This window comes from Corynebacterium riegelii, from assembly GCF_016728505.1.
In the GTDB taxonomy this organism is placed as follows: Bacteria; Actinomycetota; Actinomycetes; order Mycobacteriales; family Mycobacteriaceae; genus Corynebacterium; species Corynebacterium riegelii.
The window spans coordinates 101,278-127,846 of the sequence record NZ_CP068159.1 but is presented as its reverse complement, the minus strand read 5'-3'; the positions used below and the strand labels follow the sequence as shown (position 1 = coordinate 127,846).

The following is a 26,569-nucleotide window of genomic DNA, read 5'->3' as shown; positions in this document are numbered from 1 at the left end:
GGCTAGCTTGCAACGAGGCGCCGCAACGCGCCGCGCACCACATCCGGGTCTGTGGTCTCCCAGTAGGGCAGCAACGACTTGCGTAGGAACGAGCCGTAGCGCTTCGTCACCAGGCGATTATCCAGCACGGCGATAACGCCCTTGTCATGCACGGAACGCAACAGCCGGCCTGTGCCTTGGGCGAGCAGCAGCGCTGCGTGCGTGGCGGAAACCTCCATGAACCCGCTGCGGCCAGCGGCATCCGCGGCGGCCGCACGTGCCTGCAGCAGCGGGTCGTCGGGGCGGGGAAACGGGATGCGGTCAATGAGGACCAAGGAGCACGAAGAGCCGGGCACATCCACGCCTTGCCACAACGTCAACGTGCCAAACAGGCACGAGTTTTCGGACTTGGCAAACTTGTCCACCAATGCGCCGGTGGTGTCCTCGCCTTGCAAGAAAATGTCGAAGGGTAAACGCTTGCGCATTTCTTTAGCGGCTTGCTCAGCGGCCTTGCGGGAGGAAAACAGTGCGAGTGTGCGCCCACCGGCTGCGGTGATCAGCTCAGCTATCTCATCCAACGTCTGTGGTGAAAGCCCCTCGCGGCCAGGCGTTGGCAAGTGCTTGGCGGTGTACAAGATGCCAGACTTCCGCGGATTAAACGGCGTACCAGCGTCCAGGTGGTCCCAGGAGCCCTCGGGAAGCCCCCACGCTGCCGCCATGGCGTTGAAGTTGCCGCCTACGGTCAAGGTGGCGGAGGTGAGGACGACAGGCGTGGCGCTAAAAAGCGAGGTGCTCAACAAAGGAGCCACTGACAGCGGCGCGACCGACACAGCATCATCGTCGCGCTCGTTGCGGGTTAGCCACACCACGTCGCGGTGCTTGGCGGGGTCATCCTCATCAAACACGGACAGGATGCGATCCACAGCGTCCTCGAGCTCCCCAAGGTGGTTTCTCAGGTTGCCTCGCTCAGCGAACTTCTCAGGGTCATTCTCGGACTCGCCGGGTGGGGCATCCCCGATGGCCATGCGCGTGCGCGACAGGGCGCGTGAAAGGCCCTCAAACGCGGCGCGGGCCGGTGGGGTGATGGTTTCCCAACGCCCGGGCTCCTCAATGGCTAAAGCGGCGTTGACGTCATCCACCACGTCCTCGAGGACAGCTTTGTCCGCACCGAGCTTGCCGGCGCGACGCGCCGCTAAGGTCAGGGCTCGACCAGAGATCACGTTGGTAGCAACGGAAGTGATACGCCCGTCGAGCTCGTGGGCCTCATCGATCACCACCGCCGAGTGCTCGGGAAGGATGTTGACATCAGACAAAGCATCAATGGCCAGCATCGCGTGGTTGGTCACCACCACGTCCACCTTGCCGGCTTGTTCGCGGGCAAGCTGCGCGAAGCATGACTCCCCGTGCGGGCAGCGGGTTGCGCCCAGGCATTCCGCGGAGGTGACAGACACCTGGCGCCACACAAGATCGCTCACACCTGGGCTTAAATCATCGCGGTCGCCGGTCTCGGTTTCCTGTGCCCACTCGGCCACCCGCTTGACCTCTTTGCCAATGCGTGAGAGGTTGTCCTCCTCAATAAGTGCTTCCGGTGCGTCGCTATCAAGGGCGAGTTTATGCAGGCAGGCGTAGTTGTTTCGGCCTTTGAGGATGGCAAAGGTGGGGCGGCGCTCCATGAGCGGCTCCAGGGCGTCGGCAAGCCGGGGCAGGTCACGCTCCACCAGCTGGCGCTGCAGCGCAATCGTCGCGGTGGACACCACCACGGTGCTGCCGGTGCGCTGGGCGTGCAAAAACGCGGGCACCAGGTACGCCAGGGACTTACCGGTGCCAGTGCCAGCCTGCACGGCTAGGTGTCGCTGTGTATCAAACGCACGGGTCACCGCCTGCGCCATGGCCAGCTGGCCCTCACGTGTAGCGCCGCCGATGGCTTCCACCGCTGCGGCAAGCAGGTCCTCGGTGGTTTGGCTCAGCGGCTGGTCGCTCGTCTTCTCGCCTGAAGCCACGCTTACTCGGCCGGCTCCGGGAAACCGACAAACTTGGTCGGGATCGCGGCCTCACCGCGCGAAAGGGCCAGGCCTTCCCACGGCAGGGTCGTACGAGCCTGGGCGTGCAGGGAACGTGCGGATTCCAGATCAAAGTCTGCGTCTACAACCTTGCCGCCGCGAATCATTGGCACCGTCAGCTCCTGGTAGTCCAGGTTGGGCTTGCGCTCAACGTCTGAACCCAAAGGCAGAATCACCTCGCCGACAGCAACGCCAGACGCACGGTAGGCACGCAGCGCAATCTTCGCGCCGCCGTAGGTGCGTTTGCCGGAGGAGCGCTTTGCCACAGCGTGGCCTTCAACCTCCACCAACTTGTACACCAGGCCAGCAGTCGGTGCGCCGGAGCCGGTGACTACAGACGTGCCAACGCCAAAGCCATCAACCGGGTCACTACGAAGCCCAGCAATGGTGAACTCATCCAGATCAGATGAGACGATGATGCGGGTGTTAAACGCGCCTGCCTCATCCAGCTGCTTGCGTACGCGGCGTGACACGATGCCCAGATCGCCTGAGTCAATACGCACCGCACCCAAGTTGGTCCCCGCCACTTCAAGGGCATGTTCCACGCCCTTGGTGATGTCGAAGGTATCTACAAGCAGCGTGGTATCCACACCGGCGGCGTCAATTTGTGCCTTGAACGCTGCCTTTTCGTCCGGCTGGCCGTTTTCATCCACGTGCAGCAGCGTCCACGCGTGGGCAGCCGTGCCGGAGGCCGGGATGCCATAGCGGTGGGAGGCCTCCATATTGGACGTTGCGTCAAAGCCAGCGATGTAGGTTGCACGTGCCGCGCTGACTGCAGCCAATTCGTGGGTGCGACGCGAACCCATCTCAATAATCGGCTTCCCGTCCGCCGCAGACACCATGCGCGAAGCAGCAGACGCAACAGCAGAGTCCGAGTTGAAGATGGACAAGATGACGGTTTCCAAAATGACGCACTCGGCGAACGTGCCGCGCACCGTCAGGATGGGGGAGTAGGGGAAGTACAGATCGCCCTCACGGTAGCCATCAATATCGCCGGTGAAGGTGTAATCGCGCAGGTACTGCTTCGCTTCGTCCGAAAGGAAAGGTGCAGAGGCGATCTGCTCTTCTGTGAAACGGAAGCTTGTGATCGCGTCGATCACACGCGCGGTGCCAGCGACCACTCCGTAGCGACGCTCCGCTGGCAGGCGCCTGGTGAACACCTCAAACGCACACTGGCGGAAGGCGGTGCCGTCCTGCAGCGCGGCGTCGAGCATGGTCAGCTCATACATGTCTGTAAGAAACGCAGTGGATTCATTGCACGTGGAGCTACGGTAATCGCTTACACGCTGCGGCGTCTGTTCGGTCATGGTATTCAAGGCTACCCTCGGCAGGCACACAGCGAGCACACGGCGGTCATGCGGTGGTCATACGGTGGCCTTGCAGTGGTCATGCGGCGCTGTTTGTGTGACCGCTCGGGTACGCTGTGGAGCCATGAAACCCATGACACACTCCAATGCGACGAACCCGAAGTCGGTGCGTGCATCCTCCCCGCTCGCTTCGCCCGAGCTTGATGAGGCGATTGAGGTTGAGGTGACCACGAGCGAGAACCTGCCGTGGATGTGCATCGTCTGGGATGACCCGGTGAATTTGATGAGTTACGTGGCCTACGTGTTCCAAACCGTGTTGGGCTATGACCGCAAGCGTGCCACCGAGTTGATGATGCAGGTACACACCGAGGGCAAGGCCGTGGTGTCTTCGGGCGAGAAGGACAAGGTAGAAACCGACGTGAAGAAGCTGCACACGCACGGTTTGTGGGCAACCATGCAGCAGGCGGGGTAGATCATGGAAGCATGGCGTAGGAAGAAAGGGTTGTTGCGCTCTGGCGTGAAGTTCACCACCCGTTTTGACCCGCTTGAGCGTGAGTTGATTGGCAACCTGACGGCTACGGTTGCTGAGGCGTTGATTGGGCGCGCCCAGTCGGCCCCAAAGGATGAGTTTGCGGAGATGATGGGTGTCTCCACAGGCCATACGGAAGCACCGGAGGATCCACGTTTGGCGCGTTTGCTGCCGGACTTTGAGTTGGAGGCGGACCAGGAGTTCGACGGGGATAACGGCCTGCTTCGCAGCCTGCACGAGAACGACATTATTAAGTCGAAGCTTGAGAACCTGCAGGTGGTCAATGAGGTACTTGGCCCCACTGGTGGGGTTGAGGTGACCATTGATCAGGAGGACGCCCCACGTTTCGTTGCTGCGCTCAATGACCTGCGTTTGTACGTGTCTGAGGATACGTCGGGCACGGAGCGCGCCCAGGAGAACCGCCAGTTGCTGATGGACTGGTTGGCGGTGTGCCAGGACTCCTTGCTGGAAGCCATGTTGGACTAGGTAGGGCTTGTTGCTTATGGACGTCTCGTTGCCCCTTTCCATCGGCCACCAATCCTTAGGCGATACGGGTGTGACAGCGATTGTCCCCGTGGATCCAGAGGGTATGCGCGCGGCTGTAGACGTCCGGGGCGGTGGCCCGGGGACGCGTGAGACTGACCTGTTGGAGCCGTACAACACGGTGGAGAAGGTCGGCGCGATTTTGTTGTGCGGCGGCTCTGCGTTTGGTCTGGCGGCTGCCGATGGGGCGATGGGGGAGTTAGAAAAGCACGGGCGGGGTTTTCGGGTGTTTGGTGATGAGGTACCCAACGGACCTGTGGTGCCTATCGTGCCGGCGGCGGTGATTTTTGATCTGGTGGTGGGCGATCCCGCGCACCGCCCCGTGGCTGCTGATGGTGCGGCGGCTGTGCGCGCTGCGCTAGACAGTCAGCACGATGACTTGGCCCGCGGCTGGGTTTCCGGCAGCGTGGGTGCGGGCTGCGGCGCAACCGCAGGTGTGCTGCGCGGCGGCTTCGGTGTTGCGCAGCAAAAAGTTGGGGAGTACACCGTGGCCGCGTTCATCGTGGCCAACCCGGTTGGGTCTGTGATTGATCCGAACACCGGGTTGTTCTACGGCGACCCGTCCAAACCAGCCGTGGACACCGAGGCGTTTGCAGCGCTCAAGCGCCCAACGCCGAAGCTCAACACCACCATCGGGGTGATTGCCACAGACGCGCCGTTGGACAAAGCGCACCTGAAGCGGCTGGCCATGACCGGCCATGACGGCATCGCGCGTGCCGTGCGACCGGCGCATTCACCCCTAGACGGAGACACGTTGTTTGCGGTGTCCGTGGGTGGCGATGGTGTGGGGGCTGGAGTGGGCGCTGCATTGGACGTCGAGAAGCATATGGCTCTTGGTGAAGCTGCCGCGACGTGTGTGGAAACCGCAATTGTGAATGCGGTGATGCACGCAGAGCCTGCCTATGGGGTGCGGGCGTGGCGTGAGGTAGCCAGCTAAGCTGGCCCACGATGAATCACAACCAGCACCACACCCCGCCCGGCTGGGGCTACGGACCCACCGGCCAGCCCGGCTACGGCAAACCGTTCCAGCGGCCGTTTAGCCACCCAGAAACTCAGATGCCTGCCTTCTACCAGGGCCAACCTGGACTGCCTGGGCAGCCCGGCCAGCCTGGCCAGCCTGGGCCACAGTTCGGCCAGCCGAAGAGCAAACGCAGGGCGCAACGCCGCACAGGCCTGCGCTTTGCGGCGCTATACGTGCTGTCCATCTGGGTGGTGTTTATCATCAACTCGATCGTCTTCGGCGGAAACTTGCTCTACATGGGTATTCACCCGTTGGACGTGCCGTCACTGCCGTTTATCTTCACCTCCCCGCTGCTGCACGGCAGTCTGGACCACATTTTGGGCAACACCGTGCCGGGTGCGATTTTCGCGTACCTTGTGGGCTACTCCGGCAAGCGTGTGTTCTGGGAGGTCACAGCTTTTGTGGTGATTATCGGTGGGCTTGGGACGTGGCTGTTTGGCGGCATTGGCACCAACCACGTCGGTGCATCCGGCCTTGTCTACGGCTGGCTGGCGTACCTGATTGTGCGCGGCTTCTTTAACCGTTCCGGCCAGCAGATTGTATTGGGCGTCACCCTTGGTTTTCTGTACTCCGGTTTGGTGTGGGGTATGTTCCCCGGCAACCCGGGCGTGAGCTGGCAGGCGCACCTGTTCGGTGCGATTGGTGGTGCAGTTGCTGCGATGATCATCACCTCTGATGACCCGCCAGCACTGGTGATGAAGCGCCAGCGCAAGCAACTGGAGAAGCAGTTGTCTCAGCAGAACCCGTTTGGCAACCAGAGGCGTTAGGTGAATCAAGTGGATGCTGTGGATGCGCAAGCCCCGATAGGGATCTTTGACTCCGGCGTTGGCGGACTCACCGTTGCGCGCGCGGTGATGGATCAGCTGCCGCATGAGTCCATGATCTACATCGGCGATACCGCGCACGCCCCGTACGGCCCGCAGCCGCTTGCAGATGTACGCGCGCACGCCCAGCGCATCAGCGACGAGCTTGTAGAACGCGGCTGCAAGATGCTGGTGATCGCCTGCAACACGGCCACGGCCGCCTTTCTGCATGACGCGCGGGAGCGCTACAACGTTCCCGTCGTCGAAGTGATCCAGCCGGCGGTGCGCCGCGCCATGGCCACAACCCGCAACGGCAGGGTCGGTGTGATTGGTACCCAGGCCACGATCACCTCCGGGGTGTACCAGGACCTGTTTGCACTTAACCCCTCTGTGGAGGTCACCGCCGCGGCGTGCCCGGCGTTTGTGGAGTTTGTGGAGCGCGGCATCACCTCCGGCCGCCAGATCCTTGGGGTGGCGCAGGGCTACCTTGAGCCGCTGCAGGCAGCCGGCGTGGACACCCTTGTGCTTGGGTGTACGCACTACCCGTTGCTGTCTGGCGTGATTCAGCTGGCTATTGGAGACGGCGTGACGCTAGTCAGCTCTGCCGAGGAAACCTCCAAGGACGTGCTGCGTGTGCTGACTGAGCAGGACATGCTCGCCGAAGCCGGCACGGGAGCAGGCCGCGCTGCCGCACCGACTCGCGTGTTTGAGTCCACCGGCGATCCGGAGAAATTCGACCAACTTGCGGAACGTATTTTGGGCCCGCGTATTCATGCCGTGCAGCGCTGAAGTCATGCGTACCTAGTACAGTGTCATCCATGAAGTTGACCATCATCGGTTGCTCTGGAAGCTTGGGCGCGCCGGGCAATCCCGGATCTTCGTACGTGGTGTCCACTGAGGGCAACCCGGACGTCGTGATGGATTTGGGGCCGGGTGCGCTTGCTGGGCTTCGTAACCTGGGCTTTGATCCGTCGGCAGCGCACGTGACGTTTTCTCACTTGCATGCGGATCATTGCTCGGACACGGCGTCGTTGTTGGTGTGGCGTCGTTACCACCCGGAGCGCCCGGCGGTGGGGAAGAACCGGATGTATGGGCCGAGTTTTACCGCGGATTTTATTGGCCAACTGGGTGCTGATGGGCCGGATAAACCAACTGACATCACGGATACGTTTGATGTTGGTGTGTGGCAGGAGCACCAAGCCGTCACATTCGAAGGCGTGACTATTACGCCGTTTGCGGTGGAGCATCCCGCTGAAGAGTCGCATGCGTTGCGTGTCCAAGACAACGCCACGGGTGCAGTGCTGACGTATTCGGGGGATAGCGGCTATACGGCGTCGCTAGTCAAAGCAGCTCAGGGTGCGGACCTGTTTTTGTGTGAGGCTGCCTGGGGGCCTTCGGCTGAGGGACAGCCGGAGGGCATGCACTTGTCCGGTGAGGAAGCCGGCCGCATTGCGCGTGAAGCCGGGGTGAAGAAGCTGGTGTTGGTGCACATCCAGCCGTGGAGTGATAAGCAGGCCACCCTGGAGGCTGCTCGCACGCAGTTTGATGGTCCGATTGTGCTTGGTGAGGCGGGGGCGGAATTCACCGTGTGAGTTAGGCTGGGTCGCATGACTGATCCAGCTTTGTTTACGCGCGTGGATGGCCGCGCGTTTGATGAAATGCGTCCGGTTCGCATCACCCGCGGTTTTACCTCCAACCCGGCGGGCAGCGTGCTCGTGGAGTTTGGTAACACTCGCGTGATGTGTACGGCTTCTGTGGAAGAGGGCGTGCCGCGTTTTAAGAAGGATTCTGGCGAGGGGTGGCTGACTGCGGAGTACTCCATGCTGCCGGCCGCGACGCATGAGCGTATGCCGCGTGAGTCCATGCGTGGCAAGGTCAAGGGCCGCACGCACGAGATTTCCCGTCTGGTGGGACGTTCGCTGCGCGCTGCGGTGGATCTGAGCCAGCTGGGGGAGAACACCATCCAGATTGACTGTGACGTGCTGCAGGCTGACGGTGGTACCCGCACCGCATCCATTACCGGCGCGTATGTGGCGTTGGCGGATGCGATCAACGTGCTGAAAGAGCGTGGGGTGGTTCCGGGCGAGCCGCTTCTGGCCCCGATTGCGGCAGTCAGCGCCGGGATTATCGACGGCCACGTCTGCCTCGACCTCCCCTACGTCGAGGACTCCCGCGCGGAGGTTGACCTGAATGTGGTGATGCAGGAAGGCGGCAACTTCGTGGAGATCCAGGGCACCGGCGAACACGGCCTGTTCGGCCGCGACGAGCTCAACCAGATGCTGGATGTGGCAGAAAAGGGCTGTAACGAGCTGATCCGCGCGCAGCGAGAGGCGCTTGGCCTGTGAAGCTGCTCGTAGCCTCCGGGAACGCGAAGAAGCTCCGCGAGTTAGACCAGGTGCTTCAAGATCTGGATATTCGTGGTGTGGAGCTTCTTTCGCTTGCTGACGTCACCGCCTACCCCGAACCACGCGAAACCGGCCTCACCTTCGCCGAGAATGCCTTGATCAAGGCCCGGGCGGGCGCACGTGCCACAGGGTATGCGTGCGTGGCGGACGATTCCGGTCTGAGCGTGGATGCCCTGGGTGGCATGCCGGGGGTGTTGTCTGCGCGCTGGTCGGGTGCGCATGGCGATGATGAAGCGAACAACCGCCTCCTGCTCGCCCAGATGGAGGACATCGAGCAGCGTGCCGCGGCGTTTGTGTCCTGCTGTGCGCTGGTGGTGCCGGGTTCTGGTGCCGGTGCTGCTGCCGGTGCTGCCGAAGAGCTGCGGGAGTTCACCGCTGAAGGGCGCTGGGAGGGCCAGCTGCTGTACACCCCGCGTGGCGAGAACGGCTTTGGCTACGACCCGCTGTTTGCACCTAACGACGCCGACGGCCGTTCCTCCGCAGAGCTGACCGCGGAAGAGAAAAACGCCCGCTCCCACAGGGGGCAGGCGTTGCGGCTGCTTGCACCGCATATTGCGGCGTTGCTCTAGGGCTGGCCTAGCGCTGGTCCCCGCCGCCGCGACCGCCGCGCCGACTGGCCGTGCTCGCCGTGTCCGCCGCGCCCGGCTGGCCGCTTTCAACAAATATGCAGGGGAAGATATGCAGGAGCAATGGTCAGAGCGTTTTTTCAATAAGCGCCCCCTTAATGAAAAAATCCCGTGACCTGCAGACCTGCATATCTTCCCCTGCATATCTGCGTTTGGACGCTGTTCGCCGGCCGGTCATTCCGGCAGTGGGGAAGACGCGCTGGGGAGGGGGAAGCCGCGCAGGACATAAGGCTGTCCGTACGTAAGGCCGGCCGTACGTAAGACTGAATGCGGAAGTGAAAAACGCCCGCTCCCACAGTTTCGCGGGGCGGGCGTTGCGGTATTGCGTCTTAAAGCTGGAAGGTCTGCTTCACTTCTTTACGACGCTTCGCTTCCACCACAAACGACAAGAACGGCACCACGCCAGAAATGGCGGTAACCACCCAGGTTGCCGCTGGCCAGCGGGCGGTGGTGCCCAGGTTTAGCGACGTCATCAAAAACAGCACGTACGCAAGACCGTGCACGCGTGCCACCCACGCCAGGGCTGCAACATCCATGTGGAAGCCGTACTCCAGGATCATGCGCAGCACCAACAAGAGCAGCAGCACACCGGTGAGCCAAGCCGCTGCCGAAAACAGGTTCAGCGCAGTGCGCACGCGGCGTTGACGCTCCGGGTGAATGCGAGGCTGTGCGGGCTGCTGGAGAGACTCCTGGGTGGGCTCCTGAATGGGCTCCGTCATGAATTGCCTTTCTCTGGGTCTGGTTGGTGTCGACGCTGTGGCGTTAACAACTCGTTGTACTCGTCTATGTCGAGGTGTGGGCGTTCGGGCAAGAAGGACTCATCAATCGCCTTTGGGCCAGCGGCGGAGGAGTCTGCGCCGTATTTGGCAACATCGGCCTCATACATGTCTTCCATTGCTTTGCCAGCGTTGATGGCGTCGATCTTTTCGTTCTCCATCCGGATTCCGGTGCGATACGCGTAGACAAAGAACGCCCCGAAGAACGGCCACTGCAGGGCGTATCCCAGGTTCTGGAAGGTGCCGGTGCCGGATTGGTAGCGCTGCCACTGCCAGTTGGCCAGCAAGATGGTGGTTATCACCGCGGCGATCAGGAGGAGAATGTGCCAGGCGCGTACGCGCACACGTTGACGCGGTTGCTCTGGTTGTTCATTCATATCCCACACCTTACCCCCGTGCGGTGCGGGGCAAAATGGTCAAGCAGTGTAGAGTGTCTAACGCATGCGCCCGTGGCGGAATTGGCAGACGCGCTGGATTTAGGTTCCAGTGCCTTAGGGCGTGAGAGTTCAAGTCTCTCCGGGCGCACCACTTATGGCTAGATACCCCAGTCGCGCAGGATGCGGCCAACGTGGCCGGCGGCGCGGACGTTGTACTGGGACTGTTCGATTTTGCCGTCGTTAACTAGGAACGTGGAGCGAATCACACCTTCGACGATCTTGCCGTAGTTGTTCTTCTCACCAAACGCGCCCCATGCGCGAAGCACGTCCTTCGACGGGTCGGAGAGCAGCTCCACCTTCAGATCGTGATCAGCGCGGAACTTTGCCAGTGCTTCCGGCTTGTCGGGGGAGATGCCCACAACGGCCACGTCAGCATCCGCAAAGGTGGACCACTCATTGGTAAAATCGCAGGCCTCGGTGGTGCAGCCGGGAGTGTTGGCGCGGGGGTAGAAGTAGACGATGACGCGCTTTCCTGCGTAATCAGCCAGCGAGACTTCCTCGCCACGGTCATTGGTCAGGGTGAATGCTGGGGCGGTGTCGCCCGCTTCAAGTCGAATCTGCTCAGTCATGCCTCTCCGTTTTACACGTTTTTCTATTAGTGTGGTTCGCAGTACTGAGAAGTTTTGATTGGAGTTCTACCCGTGGCACGTGACATCAACGACATTGAGCGCGAGCTTGCTCGTACTCGCACCCAGCTCGCCAGCACTTTGGATGAGTTGGCAGATCGCGCAAACCCCTCTGCGCTTGCAGACAACGCAAAGGGCCAGGCGAAGAACCTTCTGCAGGATGAGACTGTGCAGAAGGTTATCGGTGGCATCGCAGTGGGTGTTGCCGCGTTGCTGAGCATTAAGTTCTTCAACAGCCGCAAGCGCAAGAACGAGCTCAAGGAGCTGCAGCGCCTGTTGGCTCAACGCTAAGATCAACAGGTATGACCAAAAACCATTCTCCGCGCCGCCCGTACACCGCAGTCATCGCCATCCTGGCAATCGCACTGCTTGTACTGGCGGCGTTGTTTGTTGCTCCCCGATTCCGCAGCGACGCTGGCGGCGATGGCACCCCGAACGACGTTGACGTGCACTTTATTGGCATGATGGTCCCGCACCACGATCAGGCCATCGAAATGTCCGATGTGTTGCTCGCCTCCGATGTGGAAGACCCGGCTGTTCGTGACCTCGCGCAGCGTATTAAGGAAGGCCAGGAGCGGGAGAACGAGCAGATGCTCGCGTGGGCCGACGAGTGGGGGATCGAAGACGACATGGAGCTTCACTCCCACCACATTGCCAACGGCATGTTCATACCCTCGCAGCTTGAAGCGTTCCGCAACCTTTCCGGCGATGAGCTTCGAGCAGCGTTTCTTGAGATGATGCACCACCACCATGCCGAGGTCATCGCGATGACGCAGGGCGAAGTGGACAACGGCGGATACGCCCCCCTGAAGAAGATGGCGAAAGAGATGATTGCGGTGCAAACCGCTGAGATGCGCGAGATGGAGCAGCTGCAAGCTGCCGGTTAGTCCACGATTTCCGCGCCGGCCACTTGCATCTCGGTGAGTGCGGCTTGGCCACGTGCGGCGTCGACAGGCGAGCAAAGCTCCGGCAGCACCCGCACGGTGAAACCTTCCTTCAGCCCGTCCAGGACCGTGGCGCGAACGCAGTGATCGGTGGCGATGCCAACCACGTCGATGGTGTCAATGCCCTCAGCGCGCAAATAGTCCGCGAGTAGGGCGCCAGCCTCAACATCGCCTACACGGCCCTCAAAGCCCGAATAGGCGGCCGTAAACGCCCCCTTGCGGAAGAAAGCGTCAATCTTGTCTCTGTGCGCGTCCAGCGGCGCACGAAGCGCGGCCCCTTCTGAATCTGCGACGCAGTGGACCGGCCAGGTATCTACAAAGTCCGGGTTCTCGGAAAAGTGTGAGCCCGGATCAATGTGCCAATCCTGGGTGGCAAGGATGTGGGAATACTCATCGTTGTTCGCGTTCGCTACAAGCTCCGCGATCCCCGCAGCTACCTGGTCGCCCTTCTCGGTGGCAAGCGGGTTAAGCGACAAAATGTGTGCTTTTTTGGATATGGATTCCCGGGCCTGCCTGGGCCTACGGCGGGAGAGTGCTCGTTGAATCGGGATTCCCGACCATAGACCGGAAGGTCCACCACTTCAGGCGTTGGATGTGCTACGACAGCAAGCTGTTAAACCAGCTGCATGCCAACTCAACACAGGAAGAGAAAACACAACAGGCCCCTATGCCCGGCATGCGAGCACACCGCCACGAAAATGGGCACCACCTCCAGCGGAAAACAGCGATGGCGCTGTACACACTGCGGGCACACCTTCACCAACCCGAACACGGCTAAGACCAGCGCATATCGGTTTGCCATCTTCATCGACTGGATCACCGGCCAGCGTCCCCTCGACGCTGTGGCTGCTGCACACAACGTCTCCAGGCGCACATTGATCCGCTGGTTCACCTACTTCTGGTTCATCATCGTCCCATGCAAACCAGACCCGTACCGCGTCTACGACCAGCTGTTTATTGACGGCACCTACTTCCACAAAAAATGCCTGCTTGTCGCTGCAACCAGCGAACACGTCGTTGCCTGGCACTGGTGCACACGAGAAACCGCCTACGACTACGCCAAACTCTTCGACCTGATCGCCGAACCCCTAGTCGTGACCACAGACGGCTCCGGTGGCGCAAACAAGGCCATCAAACAATGCTGGCCAAACGCCTCCATCCAACGCTGCCTCGTCCACGTACGCCGCGACACCATCAAAGACACCACACGCCAACCAACAATCACCGCGCACAAAGCACTCCTTCGCCTCGGCAACCAGCTAACCCACATCACCACCCGTGACCAGGCAATTACCTGGGTACTTCGCCTCAACCGCTTCCATGACCTCTACGGTGACTGGCTCAAAGACCGCACCTACCGCAACCAAGTCGCCCCAGAAGAGATCCCAAAACGCATCCGCGACAACCAGCAATGGTGGTACACCCACCCCAGAGCCCGCAGAGCCTACCGCCGGTTCGAGCGTCTCTACCAACAAGGCCACCTCTTCGTCTGGCTCAACCCACCACACCGCACCACAACCGAGCTGAAGACCACCACAAACAGCCTGGAAGGCGGCGTGAACGCACAGCTGAAACACCTTGCCCGAGCCCACCGCGGCGCATTTGACGAACATCAACGAATCATCATGGACTGGTGGCTCTACCTGCACACCCAACACCACGATGACCCGCTGGCGCTAGCAATCGAGCAAGACTTCGGCCGCAAAGGCTACGCACACGCCCGCCAGGCACACATGCGTGAACGCGACCAAGCCAACTCACCCGACGGCCGGCCGAAAGTCTACGACACCGGCATCGACACCGACTTCAACCCCTCCTGGGCCATCCGACACGGCTGGGCAGGACGCTCATAACCCCAGCACAGCACCCCGGGCCCGGCCCATTCCAACCCCCGAAAAGCACACATTTTGTCACTTAAATCGACACGCCGAGAAAAGCACACATTTTGTCGCTTAACCCTGGCAAGCGAGCCGCCGGGGCAGAAGTCATTTTGAACGTCCACAATTACTAATGCACGAGTCATGTGGACAGCGTAGCGAAAAGCCCCTAGCCTTTGTGCAAAAGCTAGGGGCTTTGCCCTTGTGCGCCATCAGGGAATCGAACCCCGAACCCACTGATTAAGAGTCAGTTGCTCTGCCAATTGAGCTAATGGCGCAACGGGATATGACTATAGCAGCGTGTTTATTATGTGTGAAATCGCCTGGTCAGAGACGGTTTTTGTGTTGGTGTTGCGAGTTTAAACTTTTTGTCTGTTTGACGCTATCGTGTCATGGGTACAACAAATGGTGCTTGGGTTTGAAGGGCTTGAAGGGCGGCGAAATGCGAAGCAGGGCAATTGCGGCGAGGCTAGCAGGCCTAATGCTGTGTGGAATCACACTCACTGCTTGCACCATTGGGGAACCCGGCACAAGCCAAGGCGCTGACGCAGATACTTCGCTGACCACCGGTGCCGCAGCAGCTACCACTGCCGCGGCTAAACCGCCACGCATTTCCGTCAAAGACGGTGCGACGGGGGTGGAGCCGTGGGATGGGGTAACGGTGGCGTCGGCAAGCAAACTGCTCGAGGTCAGCATGACCAACGAACAGGGCCGGGAAATTGACTCCAAATTCAATGCGGACAAGACCGAATGGACCACCGATGAGCCGATGGGCTACGGGCGCACATACACGTTGACCGCGAAAAACGTGGACGGCAAGACGTCAACCGCCACGTTCAGCACCATCGTCCCGGACAGGCAAGCCACGGCAGCTGTGGGGCCCCTCGACGGATCAACCGTTGGTGTAGCGCAGGCCGTGAGTTTCCGCTTCAGCGTGCCAATCACGGACACCAAGGCGGTGGAAGACGCAATTACTATTCAGACCTCCAACGACACCGAAGGCGGCTTCTTCTGGCTCGACCCTTATGAGCTGCGCTGGCGTCCGAAGGAATACTGGGAGCCCGGCACCGAAGTAGACGTTGCGGCCGAGTTCTACGGGCGCGATTTTGGTGGCGGCACCTGGGGTTCCAGCGACATCAATATCAGCTTCACCATCGGTGATGCCGTGGAGACCGTCATTGACAACGCCACCAAGACCCTGACTGTCACCCGCAATGGCGAGGTGCTGAAATCATTCCCCATCGCCTTAGGCCGCGACGGTTCCTACGACACTCCCAATGGCACCTACGTGATTGGCGACGAGCACGAGAGCCTCGTCATGGACTCCCGCACCTACGGCCTCGGCCTGGACCAAGGCGGCTACGTTACGCCGGTGGACTGGGCGACCCAGATGTCCTACTCCGGCATCTACGTCCACTCCGCGCCGTGGGCGGCCTGGGCGTGGGGCAACACCAACGTGTCCCACGGCTGCATCAACGCGTCGCCGGAGAACGCCCGCTGGTTCCAAGAGACCGTCCGCCGCGGCGATCCCGTCATTGTGAAGAATGCGCTGGGAGGGGACCTTTCGCCTTACGACGGCCTCGGGTACTGGAACTTCCGCTGGGAACAGCGCTCCGGCGGCTCAGAAGACCCCAACGCTTAGGCCTTGGGTTAGGCCTTGGCGCTTTCCTCTTCGGCTTCAATCTGCGCGTTGAACTCGCCCTTGGAGGCCTGCCACTGGTCTTCCGTCATGCCGATACGCCAGTAGCCGGAGATGGACACGTCTTGGCGTGGAATTTCTGACTCGACGAAAAGGAAACGGCGCATCTCCTTAATCATTTCCGCGACACCGTGGATAAACCACCCGGTTTTCTTTCCTTCGGGCACACCGGCTTGGCGAACAACGCGGGAGAGCTCCGTGCCGTGGGTCGCGCCGTTGCGGGTCACCCAGTGGATGTCCACACCTTCGCGGGTGGGCAGTTCGAACGTGCGGTCATCGGCTTCGATCTCGATGTAGGCGGATGCCGTCGCGCCTTCCGGCAGGTGCTTCAGGCCGGCGCCGATGGCTGGTGCTGCGGACTCGTCGCCGGCGAAGATGAAGTGCTCGTAGTCAGCCGTGGGAGCCCACGCGCCGCCCGGGCCGAAGAAGCCAAACGTCTCGCCAACCTCAGCTATGCGCGCCCATGGTCCGGCCAGGCCGGCGTCGCCGTGCGTGACAAAGTCGACATCGAAGTTACCGGTGGCCGGATCCAGGTTGATCAGGGTGTACGTGCGGGTGACGGGCTGCTTGTTGCGAGGCTGCTCCTCACGGACCTTCTCGGCATCAAACGGCCATGAATAGTCGGCGCCTTCCGGCACGAACAGCAGTTTGATGTAGTGGTCTGTAAATTCCAACTCTCGGCCCACCAGGGCAGGGGAGTTCATGCTTAGACGAACCAGGTCTGGGGAAAGCTGGCGGCGGCCAGTCACCGTCGCTTCGTTTGCCTTGCGGACTCTGCGCCTTGGCACCGTGGTATTTGCCTGCTCGGCCATGGTGATCACTGTCCTCGAGTTCTTGTAGGGGTATGTCTATCGAGGACATCGTACACGTTTGTGGGTTAGGTAAGGCTAACGTATATTCGTGGCGCTGTTTGGGGTGTTGGCCAGCCGCCTAGTGGGGCGGCGGTGGATGGCGGAGAGTTTGCAGCTACCTACACCCGGCTACCAAGCGAAATTTCCGCTGGTAGCTGCAGGTAGGTAGCTGCAAACGTGTTTTGGGGCGAGCCGCTACCAGACTCGGTGCCCTCGGTGCTCGGTGCTGCCGCTGCACGAAACGAAAACCGGCACCCACCCGAAGGTGAGCGCCGGCGCTAGGGGTGGCTGACGGGGCTCGAACCCGCGACACCCAGGATCACAACCTGGTGCTCTACCAGCTGAACTACAGCCACCATCGCTGTCATGCTCTAGCAATAAACGCTAATTGCAAACAGCTCTGCCTACCTTAGTACGACTGCCCTGGGAAACAAAAACCGCAGGCCAGTCGCACTAACGCAGAGGCAGTGCCTTCGCGGTCTTCGCGGTCTTCACGGACTTCGCGGTCTTTGCGCGCAAGTGGGCTACATGCCACACAACGTGCGGGTGGCGTCCGAAAGCGCGGCAAGGCGCGCATCGGCAGCCGCCCAGTCCACAGCGCCAGCACCGGCACCAGAACCAGCACCGGTACCAGCGCCAGAACCAGAACCAGCACCATCAACGTCCATGACCACCTCCAGGTAGCACTTCAGCTTCGGTTCGGTGCCGCTTGGGCGGATGATCACGCGGTCGTCGGCCTCGGTGCGGATCAGGATGCCGTCGGTGCCGGGGGTGGTGCCGTAGCCGTCACGCAAATCGACGTACTCCGTCACCGCCGCACCGGCGAGCTCGCTCGGCTGCGAAGCGCGCAGTCGCTGCATGGCCTCGCTGATCAGGGACAGGTCCTCCACGCGGAACGTCAACGGCTGCGTGCGGTAGAGGCCGTAGGTGCGGGCGAGCTCGTCGAAGTGCTCAAGCACGCTCACGCCGCGGGCCTTCAGTGCAGAAACCACGGTTGCGGCGACGATGGCGGCGCTAATGCCGTCTTTGTCGCGCACGTGGGCGGGGTCCACACAGTGGCCGATGGCTTCCTCATAGCCGTAGACCAGCTCCGGCGTGCGTCCGATCCACTTGAACCCGGTGAGTGTGGTGGCGTGCTTCAGGCCGTGCGCTTTGGCAATCTGGCCCAGCATCCGCCCGGATACGATCGAGCAGGCCGTCGCGCCGCCAGAGGCGTGCGAGGCCTTGTACTCGCCGAGCAGGGCTCCAGTTTCGTCGCCGGAAAGCTTCACCCAGCCGCCGCCGATCGAGGTGCCAGCAGACGCTGTGTCGCGCGCCGGGACCGCCAACGCACAACGGTCCGCGTCCGGGTCGAGTGCGATGATCAGGTCCGCACCCACCTCGTTCGCCTTCGCCACGGCCAAGTCGAGCGCCCCGTCTTCCTCCGGGTTGGGGAAGGCCACCGTTGGAAACTCCGGGTCAGGAGCCCATTGCTTATCGACGCCCACCACGTCCCCAAACCCCGCCGCCCCCAGTGCGTCCTTCGCCAACTGTCCGCCCACGCCATGCATGGGGGTTAAGACGATGGTGATGTCCGCGGCGGGTTTGCCAAGCGCCTTGGCGGTTTCGATGTAGGTGGAGCGGGGGTCGGGGTTGACGTGGGCGTCGGCAAGCAAAAGCTCTGTGGCCCCGGGAACTTTCGCAATCTCGGCTGCGATCTCCTTGTCCGCGGGGGCGATGATCTGCACGCCGGCGGCATCACCTGTGGCGACGCGGCCGCCGAGGTAGACCTTGTAGCCGTTGTCCCACTTCGGGTTGTGGGAGGCGGTGACCATGATGCCGGCGTCAGCGTCGAGGTGGCGCACGCTAAATGAGGTCAGCGGGGTCGGCTCACCAAGCGGCAGCAGCATCGCGTCGCCACCAGCACCGGCGACAACCTGGGCTGCGGCTTTGGCGAACTTGGTGGAGCCGTGGCGGGCGTCGCAACCAATCACCACACGCGGGGTGTCCACCTGCTTGTTCAGCCAGGCCATGAGCCCGGCGGTGGCGCGCATGACAACGGCCTGGTTCATGGCGGACTCGCCGAACCCGATCGGGCCGCGCAGCCCTGCGGTGCCAAACTCCAGGGGTCCGGCGAACGCGCGTGCAAGCGCCTCCTCGTCGTTTGTGTCCAGTGCCTCTTGGAGCGCCGCGCGGGTCTCCGGGTCAGGGTCGTGGGCCAGCCAGGTTTGTGCTTGCTCGCGTAAATCTTCGCGCAGCATGGCCTACTCCCAACCGTCCAGCACAGCCTCAGTGCCGGAAAGGCCCAGGCGTGACGCGCCGGCCTCGATCATGGCGCGGGCGGTTTCGGCATCACGGATACCACCGGAGGCCTTAACGCCAAGTTGCTTGCCGACGGTCCGACGCATCAACTCAACCGCGTGCACCGAAGCGCCGCCCGCCGGGTGGAATCCGGTAGACGTCTTCACAAACTCCGCGCCAGCAGCAACGGAGGCTTCGCAGGCTTTGACGATCTCTTCGTCTGTAAGCACCGCGGACTCAATGATCACTTTCAGCAGCACGTCACCGCAGGCCTTCTTCACCGCGGCGATGTCCTCGCGCACGGCGTCCCAGTTGCCTTCCTTGGCAGCACCGATGTTGATTACCATGTCCACCTCATCCGCGCCGTTGTTCACACACCACGCGGCCTCAGCAGCCTTGGCCTCAGTGGGTACTGCACCCGAGGGGAAGCCGCAGACCACGGCTACCTTGAGGTTGTCTGGCGTCTGGATTGGAAGCATGGACGGCGACACGCAGACGGAGAAGGTGCCCAGCCGGGTGGCGTCTGCAATCAGCTTCTCCACGTCGGCGTGGGTGGCCTCCGGCTTGAGCAACGTGTGGTCAACCATCTGTGCGACATCTGAGCGAGTAAGTGAAGTCATGGGTTGTTCTCCTTCAAGGTATGAGTGATGTCTGGGTTCTTAGGCTGGCTGTTTCATGCGTGCCGTCATTGCGGCGTAGAGCAGCGTGCCGGCAACGGCGATGGCAGCCAAGATCAGCATGACCATCGGGTATGTGCCAGCGTTATCCGCCAGGAAGCCCGGCGCAGGAAGGTTCAGGTCTGCCAACTTTGCGCTGTACGCAATGCCAAGCGGCACGGCCAGGTTGATGGTCAGGTTGTAGAAACCAATGGCAATACCGGATTTCGCCGGCGGGATGTTGCCAATAGCGGTTGCCACCAGCGGGGCGTAGAGCAGTGCGAAACCGCTGGCGAACAGCAGGGACGACACCACGAATACCCACGGGCCGGCCTGCATGAAGAACGCCACAATAAGCAGGGCGACAACAATGGAGGAAAGCGCGGTGAAGATCGCCGGGCGGGTGGGCAGGAACTTGCCAATCTGGCCAGAGAACACACCAACCAAAATGGCGGCGGTGTAGCCCGGGATAAGCAAGTACGAAGCGGTATCAGCGGTCAGGCCGTGGACCTGCTTTGCCATTGCCGGAAACAGCACCAGGTACCCAAGCTGCACCGAATAGACAATGAATACCAGGATGATGGCGGTGACGTACGGGCGGTTCTGGAAGAACTCCGGGTTGACCAGCGGACGCTTGCCGTTCTTCACGTACATGACAAACAGCACCACAGCGGCAATGCACGGCAGCAGCCACCACCAGTTAAACGCCTGCATGAACATGATGGCGGAGGTGGCCAGCACAGCGATCAGGCCGAGGCCGATCCAGTCCACGTGGCCGGATTCCAGCGATGCCTCCTCCGGCACGGTTTTCAAAATCACCGGGATGGCCAGCACGAGCACCAGCGGCACGAGGAACATTGCGGTCCAGGAGACCTGGGTTGCAATGTATCCGGAGGTCAGCGCGCCGAACAGGGTTGCTGCCTGGAAAGCTGCGGTGGAAAAGCCCAGGTAGGTCTTCTGATCCTTCGGCGCAAGGTGCTTGGTTACGTAGATAACGTAGAGCGTTTCCGCAGCTGCCAGGCCGGTGGTTTGGATGATGCGGCCGGTTAGGACCAGCGGCCAGGAGCTCTGGCCAAAGTAACCAATCAAAGAACCGATCAGGGTGAGCACAATGCCCACGAGTAGCAGCTTGCGAATGCTGACTACATCTGCCAGCGCCGCGTAGACCACGGCGCCGATGCCGATGATCACACCGGCCAGGGAGGCTTGCAGGCTGACCTCATTGAGCGACAAGCCAAGCGCCTCACCCATCGGGTCAGTCATGAACTTGAAGCCGTTATCAATGATCAGTGAGAAAACGAACGTGAACAAAATGATGGGCACGGCGTGCTTCGGGCTGAGTTTCGTTTCAGTGCCTGAGTTTGGGCCCGAGTTTGGGCCCGCCTGTGCGGCCTGTGTTGTCATCGCTTCGGACTTTCTGTGTCAGGAATTTCTTGGTGGGTGTGCTTAGACGGCAGCCAGCGGCAGCGCCAGCTCCATCATCTGAGTGAAGGCGCTCTCGCGCTGCTCGGCGGTGGCCTTCTCGCCAGAGCCGATGACGTCAGAGACGGTGAAGATGCCCAGTGCGTCCACACCAGCCTCAGCCGCGGTGGCGTAGAGGCCAGCGGATTCCATCTCAACGCCGAGCACGCCCATGCGGGTCCAGCGGTCATTCACGTCATCTTGGAAGTTGTAGAAGATGTCAGAGGACAAGATGTTGCCCACGTGAATATCCACGTTCTGCTTTTTCGCCTCCTCGGCGGTGGCAGAAAGTAGCTTCCAGGAGGCCGTCGGGGCGTAGGTACCCGGCAGGTTGTACTGCTCCAGGAAGCGCGAATCCGTGGATGCAGACGATGCGACGATGATGTCAAAGAGCTTCAGGTCCGGCTGGAAGCCGCCGCAGGAGCCGACGCGCACCAGCTTCTTCACGCCGAAGAAGTGGATCAGCTCGTAGGCATACAGGCTGATGGACGGCACGCCCATGCCGGAACCCATGACGGAGACCTCGTGGCCCTTGTAGGTGCCGGTGTAGCCGAGCATGTTGCGTACGGCGTTGAACTGGACGGCGTCCTCAAGATAGGTCTCTGCGATGAACTTTGCGCGCAGCGGGTCGCCGGGCATCAGGATGGTTTCGGCGATCGGTCCGGTGGGGACGATGTGAGCGGTTTGGGTGGTTGGAATCTGGCTGGAGTTTGCCATGGTGCGGATGTCCGCCTTCCTGAGAGTGAACCTGTTCTTGCGTCTCTTATTGTAGAAAACCCTCAGAACATATGGCAATTGTCATTTTTGCAAATGTTTACGGCGCTCGTGCAGTGCCAACACGCGCCGGGCGGTGTGCTCATCAATCACCAGGTCAGTAGCCAATCCCATCCACAGCGCAGTCTCAATTGCCTCCGCCTTGTACGTCCCACCAGCGATGAGCACGCGGCGCGGACGCGCACGCAGGTCCTCCACGCTGATGCCTACGGTCAGCGCGTCAATGTCAGGTGCGGCGATGGCTCCATCGTGGGTGTAAAACCGCGAACACACATCACCAACGGCCACGCCGACGAGTTGCTCCACCATGGCGTCCGAAAGATAGCCCAGGTTCATCACCAGGGATTCCCTGCGGGCAGAGCCAACCGTAAAGGCCACCAGGTCCGTCTCACGGCCTTGGTTCAGCACATCAGCAATGTGGGAATCTTGCTCCACAATGTGCTTGGTTTCCACCTGGTCAAAGATCACCGGCAGCGGCAGCGCAAGCGCCGGCGCGTTGAAGGCGGCGCAGAACAAATTCATCGTCTCAAAGTTGTTCGTAGATAAATTTGAGCGCGATGACCCGCCTTTGAGCTGCACAATCTGGCGTGCGCGGGTATGCGTATGGCGCAGGTTGCGGGCCACATGCAGCATGGTTTTGCCCCAAGACACGCCTACAGACATACCGTCTTCCACCACTTCTTCCAGGAAGCGGGCGCCGGCAATGCCAAGGTCATCGACTATCGACGGATGATCGCCCGCCCCACTCGGCGCCTGCGGAGGATGCACCACGCGAACGTCATCAAGATTAAACAGCGCACGCAGCCTATCGCCAACCTGCGCGCCCGCCTCCTGTGGGTCCACAATTTCAATGACCACAAATCCGCGCTCACGCGCGTGCTGCAGAAGCTTCGCCACCGTCGGGCGCGAAATACCCATCTGCGCCGCCACCTCCGCCTGGCTTAAGCCAGCGCGGTAATACAGTTTCGCAGCGTCAAGCGCATCGCGGTCGCGTTGCTCGGCGGCCGAAAGGTCCCTGGCCGAAAAGTCCGTCATAGGTACGGCTTGTACGCTTCGTGCGCATCAATCGCGGCAGCCTTGGCCGCGTCGCCGTCGGGGCCGGGGGTGGGGGTGAACACGCAGCGTCGGTAGTAATCAAGCTCCTGGATGGACTCCACAATGTCCGCCAGCGCACGGTGGCTCATGCCTTTATCAGGCTGGTTCTGATACGTCTTCGGGTACCAGCGGCGCGTGAGCTCCTTGATCGTGGAAACGTCGATCATGCGGTAGTGCAACGCGGCATCTACCCGCGGCATTTGCTCACGGATAAACATGCGGTCCGTGGCAATGGAGTTGCCCGCAAGCGGCGCCGGGTGGTTCGGGTCGCAGTGCTTCGCAATCAGTTCCAGCACCGCCTCTTCGGCTTCCTCGATGGAGACGGTGGAGCGCTGAATCTCATCCAGCAGGCCGTTTTCGGAGTGCATGTTGCGCACAAAGTCATCCATCTGGGAAAGCTGCGCCTCAGTGGCGTGGACGACTAAGTCAATGCCGCTATCCAAAATGTTCAGGTTGGCATCTGTGACCAGGGCGGCAACCTCCACAATCACGTGGCGGGAGGGGTCAAGGCCGGTCATTTCGAGGTCGACCCAGACCACGCGATCGTCGCGAAGCAAAAGCTCAGGCATCCTGCTCTTCTCCCATCTTTGCGTAGAAGGAACCCAAAAGCGGCGAGAGCGAACCGCGCGGGGCATAGGTTGACACAACATCCATCGCCTTCGACAACGGGCCCGGCACTACGCGACGCTTATTACGACGCATCGCACGCAACGTGTCATCAGCGCAGGACTCATACGTGGTCCACAGGAAATCGGGCACAAGCTTGTCAATAAAGCTCTGCTCCTCCTCCGGAATCTCCGCCGCGCGCACCGGCCCTGGGGCAAGCAACGTGCAGTGCACACCCGTGGGCTTCAGCTCATAGTGCAGCGACTCCGTAAACGTATTCACACCCGCCTTAGTAAAGACGTAGGTGGAGTTGTTCGGAATAGGGGAGTTACCGGCTGCGGAACCCACGTTGCACAAAGCACCCGAACCGCGCGGCACCATCTGATCCAGCACCGCCTTGGTCAGGCGAAACACCGCCGTGGCGTTCAGGTTGAACTGGTCTACCTCGTAGTTCCAGTCCTGGCGCATGAACGGGCCGAAGCTGGCAATGCCCGCAGAATTAACGCAAATGGCGATCTCACGGTTCTGGATGTGCTCAATCAGCGCGGTCACGTCGCGCTCCTTCGACAGATCCGCCGCAAACACCTCCACGTGCACGCCGTGCGCGCTTGCCAGCTCCTCTGCCAGCGCCATCAGCACGTTTTCGCGCCGCGCCACGACAATCAGGTTGTAACCACCCGCGGCCAGCTTGCGGGCCATCGCCTCACCGATGCCTTGGCTAGCACCAGTGATCAGGGCATAGTTGCTTTTCGACGCCTCCGGGAAACTCATAACCCTAAACCCTACCCACTCACGTGATCTTCACCGGCGATAGAACGCAACGCGTCCATGTGGCCGCGGTACGCGGCAAGACCCGCGTTGGTCAGGGTGACCCACACGGTGTCTTTCGCGCGGCTGGAACCGTACTCGCGGAAACGGGTGACGTACCCGTCCTCTTCAAGTGCGCTGAGCTGCTTGGATAGCGTTGCGTCAGTGGTGTCCACGATGTCGCGCAGCTGCGCAAAGCGCATCTCCTTGCGGATGTTTTCCTCAGTGGCGCCGGCTGCGGCAAGTGCCGCGCAGATCTTCAGGCGCGTAATGGGGTGGATGGTCGGGTCGAGCTGGCTCACTTAGGAACTCGCCCCCAGGTAAGTCCAGCCGCCACGATGAAGACGAGCGCGATGAGGATTCCGGCGGCGGCTGCCACTGCGAGGTTTCCGAGCGGCAGGAACTGGAAGCCGACGTAGATGATGGTGTAGCTAGCCATATACGTCAGGAACGTTTTCGAGTTCCATGTGTCTTCGTCCGGGCGTATGTCCTGCTTGTAGGAAATGCGCACCGTGCGTTTCCTACGCGTCTCCGTGACCCAAACAAGGATGATGGTGGCCGCGATGAGGAGGAATGTGATGAGCACTTGCTCCATCAGTGCCGCGCCAAACGCAAGGCCTATGACCACGCCAGTTGGGATGATGTACGCCCAAGGCCGTGATGTGGTTGTTTCGGTTGCGCGCGATTCCACGTCCTCGGCGGCACGTAGCGCCTCACGGGCGTCTTGTGCATCTCGTGCGGTTTCCAAGCTTTCCATGGTGGAAAGTGTACGCCGTGGAGGGGCAGCGCACCAGCGTGAGGACTGTTTGCAGCTACCTACACCCGGCTACCAAGCGAAATTTCTGCTGGTAGCTGCAGGTAGGTAGCTGCAAACGTGGATTCTGTCGGCGAACAGGCGGCGAGCAGCCGGCGAACGGCCGGCGAAAAAGCGCCCCCAGCAAAAGCGCCCCCAGCAGTGTCCGAAGTCACGACATAGTTGACACAGCGTGACTGGGAGAACCTTCCTGATGGTTGACAGGTCAGCCGCGACATGATTGACACTTAGCCAGGGGAAACTACCTGGGGTGAAGGTTGACACCTCAGCTGCGACATCGTTGACACTCTCCCCAACCACCGCGTGGCGCGAAGGCAGACGGGGATCAGTCGCGACATCGTTGACAAATGAACAGCCCCAACCGCAACCTCGCAATTGTTAAAGCCGTACGAGACCAAGGTGAACCAGCTGCCAAAGTCGCCAAACGATTCGGGATCTCGCGCCAACGCGTCTACAAGATCCTGGCCGACTTCGACGCCGGCGGACCTGAAGCAATCGCCCCGAAATCCCGCGCACCACACACCCACCCCCAGGCGATACCCGAACACCTGCGCAAACACATCATCGAAATGCGCAAAGAACTCACCAGAGCCGGACTCGACGCAGGTCCAGACACCATCGCCTTTCACCTACAACGACAAGGCCTACGCGTGCCATCAACCTCCACTATCCGCCGCATTATCACCAACGCAGGCCTAGTTACTCCGCAACCCCAAAAGAAGCCACGAAGCTCCTACATTCGCTTCGAAGCCGAAATGCCCAATGAATGCTGGCAAGCCGACATCACCCACCTTTTCCTCGCCGACGGCACTCGTGTAGAAGTCCTCGACTTCCTCGACGACCACTCCCGCTACCTGCTGTCAATCACCGCTCAGCACGCGTTTACAGGCACTGCAGTGGCAGAACAGCTCCAACGCCTCATCAACACCTATGGGCCACCCGCATCCACGCTCACTGACAACGGGCTGGTATTCACAGCACGACTCGCAGGCCGGAAAGGAGGGCGCAACGCCTTTGAGAAAACCCTCAACCATCACCGTATTCAACAGAAAAACGGCCGACCCGGGCACCCACAAACCCAAGGCAAGATCGAACGATTCCACCAGACACTCAAACGCTGGATCAAAGCACAACCACCAGCAGAAACAATTACCCAACTACAACAACAACTCGACGAATTCGCTGGGTACTACAACACACAGCGGCCCCATCGAGCACTCGGACGCCGCACACCCGAGCAGGCCTATACCACAGGCCCCAAAGCCCAACCCACGGACAACCCAAATGACGAATGGCGCATCCGCAACGACATCGTCGGTGTCAACGGCAAGGTCACCATCCGCTACGCCGGAAGGCTCTACCACCTAGGCATCGGACGCGCCTACGGCGGCAAGCACATCCTGATGGTCATCACCGACAACCACGTCACCACATCGCTAAAAGAGACCGGCGAAATCATCACCGAGCACTACATCGACACATCCCGCAATTACCAAAAACCATACTGGCGAAAAGGCCAACCCCCACTGACCTAAAAACAAAACCGGCACCTCAGAAAAATAAAAACCGAGGCACCGGTTTGTCCACCATGTC

At 61.0% G+C, this 26,569-nt stretch carries 29 protein-coding genes and 3 tRNA genes; 14 read left to right on the top strand and 18 right to left on the bottom strand.

Going from position 1 to position 26,569, the window contains the following annotated elements; translation table 11 throughout:
- Positions 1-2: 2 nt before the first annotated feature.
- Together I6I71_RS00650 and I6I71_RS00645 are read right to left on the bottom strand one after the other, a co-directional pair.
- The gene (locus tag I6I71_RS00650) at positions 3-1,979 is read right to left on the bottom strand and encodes an ATP-dependent DNA helicase (protein ID WP_236587334.1); all 1,977 of its coding nucleotides are present in this window, start codon (positions 1,977-1,979) and stop codon (positions 3-5) included.
- 2 nt (positions 1,980-1,981) lie between these two features.
- A complete protein-coding gene (locus I6I71_RS00645; RefSeq protein ID WP_201821508.1) occupies positions 1,982-3,346 on the bottom strand; it encodes a nicotinate phosphoribosyltransferase in 1,365 nt (454 codons plus the stop codon).
- A gap of 133 nt (positions 3,347-3,479) precedes the next feature.
- Between I6I71_RS00645 and clpS the strand changes: the two genes are divergently transcribed.
- Genes clpS through rdgB form a run of 8 tightly spaced genes read left to right on the top strand, consistent with a single transcriptional unit; the run spans position 3,480 to position 9,216 of the window.
- Positions 3,480-3,818, top strand: a complete 339-nt coding sequence (gene clpS / locus I6I71_RS00640) for an ATP-dependent Clp protease adapter ClpS (RefSeq protein WP_101734831.1) — start codon at positions 3,480-3,482, stop codon at positions 3,816-3,818.
- 3 nt (positions 3,819-3,821) lie between these two features.
- On the top strand, positions 3,822-4,361 hold the full coding sequence (locus I6I71_RS00635) for a DUF2017 domain-containing protein (RefSeq protein ID WP_052203212.1): 540 nt from the start codon (positions 3,822-3,824) through the stop codon (positions 4,359-4,361).
- Positions 4,362-4,377: 16 nt separating this feature from the next.
- Positions 4,378-5,355 carry a P1 family peptidase gene (locus I6I71_RS00630; protein ID WP_201821506.1) on the top strand — a complete coding sequence of 326 codons (978 nt, stop codon included), beginning with the start codon at positions 4,378-4,380 and terminating at the stop codon, positions 5,353-5,355.
- 11 nt (positions 5,356-5,366) lie between these two features.
- A complete protein-coding gene (locus I6I71_RS00625; protein WP_414017439.1) occupies positions 5,367-6,206 on the top strand; it encodes a rhomboid family intramembrane serine protease in 840 nt (279 codons plus the stop codon).
- Positions 6,207-7,031: a glutamate racemase gene (gene murI, locus I6I71_RS00620; RefSeq protein WP_201821504.1), complete on the top strand. Its 825-nt coding sequence runs from the start codon at positions 6,207-6,209 to the stop codon at positions 7,029-7,031.
- Positions 7,032-7,060: 29 nt separating this feature from the next.
- Complete coding sequence (locus I6I71_RS00615) at positions 7,061-7,834, top strand: MBL fold metallo-hydrolase (RefSeq protein WP_052203215.1); 774 nt, start codon at positions 7,061-7,063, stop codon at positions 7,832-7,834.
- Between the two features lie 15 nt (positions 7,835-7,849).
- A complete protein-coding gene (gene rph / locus I6I71_RS00610) occupies positions 7,850-8,587 on the top strand; it encodes a ribonuclease PH (RefSeq protein ID WP_201821502.1) in 738 nt (245 codons plus the stop codon).
- Positions 8,584-9,216, top strand: coding sequence for an RdgB/HAM1 family non-canonical purine NTP pyrophosphatase (gene rdgB / locus I6I71_RS00605; RefSeq protein WP_201821500.1), 633 nt, complete (start codon positions 8,584-8,586; stop codon positions 9,214-9,216). The genes rph and rdgB overlap by 4 nt, the downstream gene beginning before the upstream one ends.
- 386 nt (positions 9,217-9,602) lie before the next feature.
- Here rdgB and I6I71_RS00600 read toward each other — a convergent pair whose 3' ends face one another.
- Together I6I71_RS00600 and I6I71_RS00595 are read right to left on the bottom strand one after the other, a co-directional pair.
- Complete coding sequence (locus I6I71_RS00600) at positions 9,603-9,992, bottom strand: DUF3817 domain-containing protein (protein ID WP_201821492.1); 390 nt, start codon at positions 9,990-9,992, stop codon at positions 9,603-9,605.
- Positions 9,989-10,426 carry a hypothetical protein gene (locus tag I6I71_RS00595; RefSeq protein ID WP_101734837.1) on the bottom strand — a complete coding sequence of 146 codons (438 nt, stop codon included), beginning with the start codon at positions 10,424-10,426 and terminating at the stop codon, positions 9,989-9,991. Before I6I71_RS00595 ends, I6I71_RS00600 begins: the two co-directional genes overlap by 4 nt.
- 66 nt (positions 10,427-10,492) lie before the next feature.
- On the opposite strand from I6I71_RS00595, the gene I6I71_RS00590 reads away from it, so the two are divergent.
- Positions 10,493-10,577, top strand: a tRNA-Leu gene (locus I6I71_RS00590).
- A gap of 7 nt (positions 10,578-10,584) precedes the next feature.
- On the opposite strand, the gene bcp is transcribed toward I6I71_RS00590, so the two are convergent.
- The gene (gene bcp / locus I6I71_RS00585) at positions 10,585-11,055 is read right to left on the bottom strand and encodes a thioredoxin-dependent thiol peroxidase (protein WP_201821490.1); all 471 of its coding nucleotides are present in this window, start codon (positions 11,053-11,055) and stop codon (positions 10,585-10,587) included.
- Positions 11,056-11,127: 72 nt separating this feature from the next.
- Here bcp and I6I71_RS00580 point away from each other — a divergent pair, with 72 nt between their 5' ends.
- Both I6I71_RS00580 and I6I71_RS00575 read left to right on the top strand, forming a co-directional pair.
- A complete protein-coding gene (locus tag I6I71_RS00580; RefSeq protein ID WP_052203222.1) occupies positions 11,128-11,403 on the top strand; it encodes a DUF3618 domain-containing protein in 276 nt (91 codons plus the stop codon).
- Between the two features lie 11 nt (positions 11,404-11,414).
- On the top strand, positions 11,415-11,999 hold the full coding sequence (locus I6I71_RS00575; RefSeq protein WP_201821488.1) for a DUF305 domain-containing protein: 585 nt from the start codon (positions 11,415-11,417) through the stop codon (positions 11,997-11,999).
- Here I6I71_RS00575 and I6I71_RS00570 read toward each other — a convergent pair.
- Positions 11,996-12,532, bottom strand: a complete 537-nt coding sequence (locus tag I6I71_RS00570; protein ID WP_236587333.1) for an isochorismatase family protein — start codon at positions 12,530-12,532, stop codon at positions 11,996-11,998. The two genes, I6I71_RS00575 and I6I71_RS00570, sit on opposite strands and share 4 nt — an antisense overlap.
- A gap of 150 nt (positions 12,533-12,682) precedes the next feature.
- On the opposite strand from I6I71_RS00570, the gene I6I71_RS00565 reads away from it, so the two are divergent.
- Positions 12,683-13,909 (top strand): IS1249 family transposase, encoded by a 1,227-nt coding sequence (locus tag I6I71_RS00565; protein WP_269090332.1) that lies wholly within the window; start codon positions 12,683-12,685, stop codon positions 13,907-13,909.
- A 229-nt stretch (positions 13,910-14,138) separates the two neighbouring features.
- Here the strand turns inward: I6I71_RS00565 and I6I71_RS00560 are convergent.
- Positions 14,139-14,211 (bottom strand) — tRNA-Lys (locus tag I6I71_RS00560).
- A gap of 203 nt (positions 14,212-14,414) precedes the next feature.
- Here I6I71_RS00560 and I6I71_RS00555 point away from each other — a divergent pair.
- Positions 14,415-15,575: a L,D-transpeptidase gene (locus tag I6I71_RS00555; RefSeq protein ID WP_236587332.1), complete on the top strand. Its 1,161-nt coding sequence runs from the start codon at positions 14,415-14,417 to the stop codon at positions 15,573-15,575.
- 8 nt (positions 15,576-15,583) lie between these two features.
- Here the strand turns inward: I6I71_RS00555 and I6I71_RS00550 are convergent, their stop codons facing one another.
- The 11 genes from I6I71_RS00550 to I6I71_RS00500 all read right to left on the bottom strand — a co-directional run bounded on the left by I6I71_RS00550 (position 15,584) and on the right by I6I71_RS00500 (position 24,919).
- Positions 15,584-16,444, bottom strand: a complete 861-nt coding sequence (locus I6I71_RS00550) for a siderophore-interacting protein (protein ID WP_201821477.1) — start codon at positions 16,442-16,444, stop codon at positions 15,584-15,586.
- A 322-nt stretch (positions 16,445-16,766) separates the two neighbouring features.
- Positions 16,767-16,839: transfer RNA gene (locus I6I71_RS00545), tRNA-His, on the bottom strand.
- A gap of 168 nt (positions 16,840-17,007) precedes the next feature.
- Entirely contained in the window at positions 17,008-18,723 is a 1,716-nt protein-coding gene (locus I6I71_RS00540; protein ID WP_201821470.1) for a phospho-sugar mutase, read from the bottom strand.
- A 3-nt stretch (positions 18,724-18,726) separates the two neighbouring features.
- The gene (gene deoC / locus I6I71_RS00535) at positions 18,727-19,383 is read right to left on the bottom strand and encodes a deoxyribose-phosphate aldolase (protein ID WP_201821468.1); all 657 of its coding nucleotides are present in this window, start codon (positions 19,381-19,383) and stop codon (positions 18,727-18,729) included.
- A 39-nt stretch (positions 19,384-19,422) separates the two neighbouring features.
- Complete coding sequence (locus tag I6I71_RS00530) at positions 19,423-20,823, bottom strand: MFS transporter (RefSeq protein WP_201821465.1); 1,401 nt, start codon at positions 20,821-20,823, stop codon at positions 19,423-19,425.
- A 42-nt stretch (positions 20,824-20,865) separates the two neighbouring features.
- A complete protein-coding gene (gene deoD, locus I6I71_RS00525; protein WP_101734850.1) occupies positions 20,866-21,597 on the bottom strand; it encodes a purine-nucleoside phosphorylase in 732 nt (243 codons plus the stop codon).
- An 81-nt stretch (positions 21,598-21,678) separates the two neighbouring features.
- On the bottom strand, positions 21,679-22,689 hold the full coding sequence (locus tag I6I71_RS00520; RefSeq protein ID WP_201821463.1) for a sugar-binding transcriptional regulator: 1,011 nt from the start codon (positions 22,687-22,689) through the stop codon (positions 21,679-21,681).
- Positions 22,686-23,318, bottom strand: coding sequence for an oligoribonuclease (gene orn, locus I6I71_RS00515; RefSeq protein WP_052203234.1), 633 nt, complete (start codon positions 23,316-23,318; stop codon positions 22,686-22,688). Before orn ends, I6I71_RS00520 begins: the two co-directional genes overlap by 4 nt.
- Positions 23,311-24,126, bottom strand: a complete 816-nt coding sequence (gene cmrA / locus I6I71_RS00510) for a mycolate reductase (protein ID WP_201821461.1) — start codon at positions 24,124-24,126, stop codon at positions 23,311-23,313. Before cmrA ends, orn begins: the two co-directional genes overlap by 8 nt.
- 11 nt (positions 24,127-24,137) lie before the next feature.
- The gene (locus I6I71_RS00505; RefSeq protein WP_201821459.1) at positions 24,138-24,464 is read right to left on the bottom strand and encodes a transcriptional regulator; all 327 of its coding nucleotides are present in this window, start codon (positions 24,462-24,464) and stop codon (positions 24,138-24,140) included.
- On the bottom strand, positions 24,461-24,919 hold the full coding sequence (locus tag I6I71_RS00500; protein WP_201821457.1) for a hypothetical protein: 459 nt from the start codon (positions 24,917-24,919) through the stop codon (positions 24,461-24,463). The genes I6I71_RS00505 and I6I71_RS00500 overlap by 4 nt, the downstream gene beginning before the upstream one ends.
- 404 nt (positions 24,920-25,323) lie before the next feature.
- Here I6I71_RS00500 and I6I71_RS00495 point away from each other — a divergent pair, with 404 nt between their 5' ends.
- Positions 25,324-26,511, top strand: coding sequence for an IS481 family transposase (locus I6I71_RS00495; RefSeq protein WP_201821455.1), 1,188 nt, complete (start codon positions 25,324-25,326; stop codon positions 26,509-26,511).
- Positions 26,512-26,569: the final 58 nt, after the last annotated feature.